The following is a 3,895-nucleotide window of genomic DNA, read 5'->3' on the forward strand; positions in this document are numbered from 1 at the left end:
GAATGTGAAGCCTATTTCGAGGTACGGCTGGAACGCTGACGCCACGCCACCGCCGTCCCAGCCTGCGGGCACCCGCTGCCAGCCAGGCCCGCGCGATGCGAGCCTGGCTGACAGCGGCGGGCATGCTTACGGCATGCCCGTTTATGGCATCCCGTTTATGGCCCCCCCCTTACGACATGACCGACACCAGCTTGGTATTCAGATAGGCTTCCAGCGCTTCCGGGCCGCCTTCCGATCCATAGCCGGAGTCCTTGATGCCGCCGAAGGGCAGCTCAGGCCAGGGCGCGGCCGGCTGATTCACCCACAGCATCCCGACTTCCACCCCTTGCGACAGCAGCCGCAGATTGCGCAGCGAGCTGGTAAAGGCATAAGCGGCCAATCCGAAGGGCAAACGGTTGGCTTCGGCAATGGCATCCTCGATCCGATCGAATGCGCGCACCGCCGCCACCGGGCCGAAGGGCTCTTCATTGAAAACCGGCGCTGCCAGCGGCACATCATCCAGCACCGTTGGGGCAAAGAAGTTGCCTGCCTCACCCAAGCGCTTGCCGCCGGTCGCCAGCGTCGCGCCTGACGCCACGGCACTTTCTACCACTTTCTGCATGGCATCCAGACGGCGCGGATTGGCCAAAGGCCCCAGCGTTGTATCCGCAGCCAGGCCGTTACCGACCTTCAGGCTCTCGGCATAACGCACCAGTTCCTGCGTGAATTCCGCCTTGATGCTGCTCTGCACCAGAAAGCGGGTCGGCGAAATACATACCTGCCCGGCATTGCGGAATTTCGCCCCGCCTATTGCCTTGACGGCCTGCGCAACATCGGCATCTTCCGCCACAATCACCGGCGCGTGCCCGCCCAGTTCCATGGTCGCGCGTTTCATGTGCGCGCCCGCCAGGGCCGCCAATTGCTTGCCCACGGCCGTCGAACCCGTAAACGTGATCTTGCGGATCACCGGATGCGGAATCAGATACGACGAAATTTCGGCAGGATCCCCATACACCAGGCCCACCACGCCTTCAGGCACGCCCGCATCCACAAAGGCGCGCACCAGCTCTGCCGGGGATGCCGGTGTTTCCTCAGGCGCCTTGACCAGAATGGAGCAACCCGTGCTCAATGCGCCGCACAGCTTGCGCACCACCTGGTTGATCGGAAAATTCCAGGGGGTGAAGGCAGCCACCGGGCCAATCGGCTCTTTCAGCACCTGCTGCTGGGCAGCCATGTGGCGCGAAGGCACGATGCGCCCGTACACACGGCAACCTTCTTCGGCAAACCATTCAATAATTCCCGCGGCGGAAAGCGTTTCAATCCGGGCTTCCGCCAGCGGCTTGCCTTGCTCTTGCGTCATCAAGGCGGCAATACGGTCAGCCCGCTCGCGCAGCAAACCGGCCGCACGCCGCATCACGGCGGCACGCTCCTGTGCCGGTGTGCGGCGCCACACCTCGAAACCCTTCTGCGCCGCAGCCAGCGCCTGGTCCAGATCCGCCTTGCTGGCATGCGCCACTTGGCCAATGACCTGGCCGGTTGCGGGATTGCGCACATCCAGGCGGCGGCCATCGGCCGCATCACGCCACTGATTGGCAATCAGCAACTGGGTTGAGGGATACGAAGTTTCGACTTGCGACATGCGTGCTCTCCAATCTTTGTCTTGGTTGGTATTTGAATCCAGGCCGCCAGGCCCGGGATCCTTGCTACGCGCCACGGCAGCCGGAGTCTCCTTTGGCATCACTCCAGCCCCATTTGGCGCTGCCCTCATCCCTCTGGCAGCACTCCTGACGCGTAACAGGAAAATTTATGGGACAAGCTTCAATAGCCTAACCCAAGACAGACGGTATCGCCCAGGCAGACAGAAAAAAACAGCGCCCGCACCCAGGGGTTTTTCACAACAGCCATCCCGGGCATGCGCGCCCACGGCACTGCTGCGCCAATGATATGCTAATCGCTCTCGCCCCTAACCGAATCCGTGCCATGAACCACCACACAGCACCTACGGCAGAACTGCTGGCATTGGAACAGGCGCTCTGGCACGCTGATACCCGCTACGACCCCGCCTTTCAGCAACGCCACTTCGCAGCGGATTTTTTTGAATTCGGGCGCTCCGGCAACATCTACCCTCGCGCTGACTGCATCATGCAGAGCGGCCCGCCCATCCAGGCGAACTTGCTCAATATGCAATTGCGTGAACTGGCGGAAGGGCTGATCCAGCTGGTGTACGACAGCGTCGTCACCGGCACGGACGGCCGCTTGCAGTATGCGAACCGCAGCTCGCTCTGGTCGCGCCAGGACGATGTCTGGGTGTTGCGGTTTCATCAGGGCACCCCATATCAGCCCTGATAGCGCCCGCCCCCTCTCTGGTGTCCAGGCCGCCGCGCCTGCCCCAAAAACCTAGCAAGGACCCCCGTGCCCGCTTACTTCGACAGCCCGTTTCGCGGCAAATTGCTGAGCGAACAAATCACCAATCCCAATATTCGTGTGGGACGCTACAGCTATTACTCCGGCTATTACCATGGCCACTCCTTCGATGACTGCGCCCGCTACCTGATGCCAGACCGCGATGATGTTGACAAACTCATCATCGGCAGCTTCTGCTCGGTAGGCACAGGCGCCAGTTTCATCATGGCTGGCAACCAGGGGCATCGTTACGACTGGGTTTCCTCTTTTCCCTTCTTCTTCATGCAGGAAGAAGCCGCTTTCGCCCAGGCCAGCAATGCCTACCAGGCCGCAGGCGACACCGTCATCGGCAATGATGTCTGGATAGGCGCGGAAGCCATGATTCTCCCCGGCATCACCGTCGGCCACGGCGCTGTCATCGGCAGCCGCGCGCTGGTCACCAAAGACGTTGCGCCATATGCCATCATCGGCGGCAACCCGGCCAAAACAATCAAGATGCGCTTTCCTGATCAGGAAATTGCGATGCTGCTGGAAATGCAATGGTGGGACTGGCCGCTGGAACATATCAAGGCAGCCATGCCACTGCTATGCTCGGCTGACATTGCCGGTTTGCATCAATACTGGCGCAAGGAAGTCAGCGGTTAATGTAATAACCGAGACAGTAACCGAGGTGGTAGTCGAGGCAGTAACCGAGGTGGTAACCGCAGTGGCAGTGGCAGCGGTGGGAATAAGCGCGGCGATAGCTGCGGCTATTACCGGAGCAATGTCCGGCATAAAGCCTTATGCCTTTGCCTGAGGCTCGGTCAGCCGGTTCACCTGCGCCAGCCACTCGCGCACTGTGGCGCCCAGGCCCATCAGGATATCGGCCTGCTCGTTCTCTGTGGCCAACAGATCCTCGGCGCTGTGCGCCTCGCCAGACACCCAAGCAGCCAGCTGCTTCAGGGTCTCGGCCTGAGCCGCCTGACCCACCTCATGCTTGATCGCCCAGGCACTGATATCGTCGCATAACTGCTCAGCACTCGTGACCAGCGGAAACCATGCTGCCGCCTCGGGCCCGGCCGGCGGCGGTTCCTGCAAAGCATTCTGCAATTGCCCCCGCATCTTGGCCAGGGCGACATAGACCTGACGCCGGGCCGCCGACTGGCTGCCCGTGCCCGCACTGCCATCTGCCGCCGGCGCAAGCGCCAGCAAATAGCACGACAACTTTTCCCGCGCATCCTGAAACCCTGACGCCAACGCATGCGCATGAGTACGCGGCCAGAGAAAATAACCGAAGATCAGAATAATGGCGCCGCCCCACAGCGTATCGAGCAGCCGCGCCAATCCATAGTCGATATTGCTCGCGCCAGGGGCAATTTCATCCAGCAGAATCAGCACCACAATCGTGGCGCAGAAGGTCGCAAACCCGTAGGAACGCAACACAGCCCACGGCAACAAAGCCGCCAGCACCGCCAGCACGCAAACCATGGCCAGCCCCTTGGGCACCAGAGCAAAAATCAGCGCGCCAACCGCT

General features: G+C 61.5%; 4 protein-coding genes. 2 read left to right on the forward strand and 2 right to left on the reverse strand.

Going from position 1 to position 3,895, the window contains the following annotated elements; all coding sequences use genetic code 11:
* Nucleotides 1-169: 169 nt before the first annotated feature.
* Nucleotides 170-1,618 carry an NAD-dependent succinate-semialdehyde dehydrogenase gene (locus ACTJGZ_RS10520; RefSeq protein WP_441662875.1) on the reverse strand — a complete coding sequence of 483 codons (1,449 nt, stop codon included), beginning with the start codon at nucleotides 1,616-1,618 and terminating at the stop codon, nucleotides 170-172.
* Between the two features lie 341 nt (nucleotides 1,619-1,959).
* On the opposite strand from ACTJGZ_RS10520, the gene ACTJGZ_RS10525 reads away from it, so the two are divergent.
* Together ACTJGZ_RS10525 and catB are read left to right on the forward strand one after the other, a co-directional pair.
* The gene (locus tag ACTJGZ_RS10525; RefSeq protein ID WP_441662876.1) at nucleotides 1,960-2,325 is read left to right on the forward strand and encodes a nuclear transport factor 2 family protein; all 366 of its coding nucleotides are present in this window, start codon (nucleotides 1,960-1,962) and stop codon (nucleotides 2,323-2,325) included.
* 66 nt (nucleotides 2,326-2,391) lie between these two features.
* On the forward strand, nucleotides 2,392-3,027 hold the full coding sequence (gene catB, locus ACTJGZ_RS10530) for a type B chloramphenicol O-acetyltransferase (protein WP_441662877.1): 636 nt from the start codon (nucleotides 2,392-2,394) through the stop codon (nucleotides 3,025-3,027).
* A 135-nt stretch (nucleotides 3,028-3,162) separates the two neighbouring features.
* On the opposite strand, the gene ACTJGZ_RS10535 is transcribed toward catB, so the two are convergent.
* A partial coding sequence (locus tag ACTJGZ_RS10535) for an FUSC family protein (protein WP_441662878.1) occupies nucleotides 3,163-3,895 on the reverse strand: 733 nt, incomplete at its 5' end.

Origin of the sequence: Kerstersia sp. (assembly GCF_052103615.1) — a bacterium.
Lineage (GTDB): Bacteria > Pseudomonadota > Gammaproteobacteria > Burkholderiales > Burkholderiaceae_B > Kerstersia.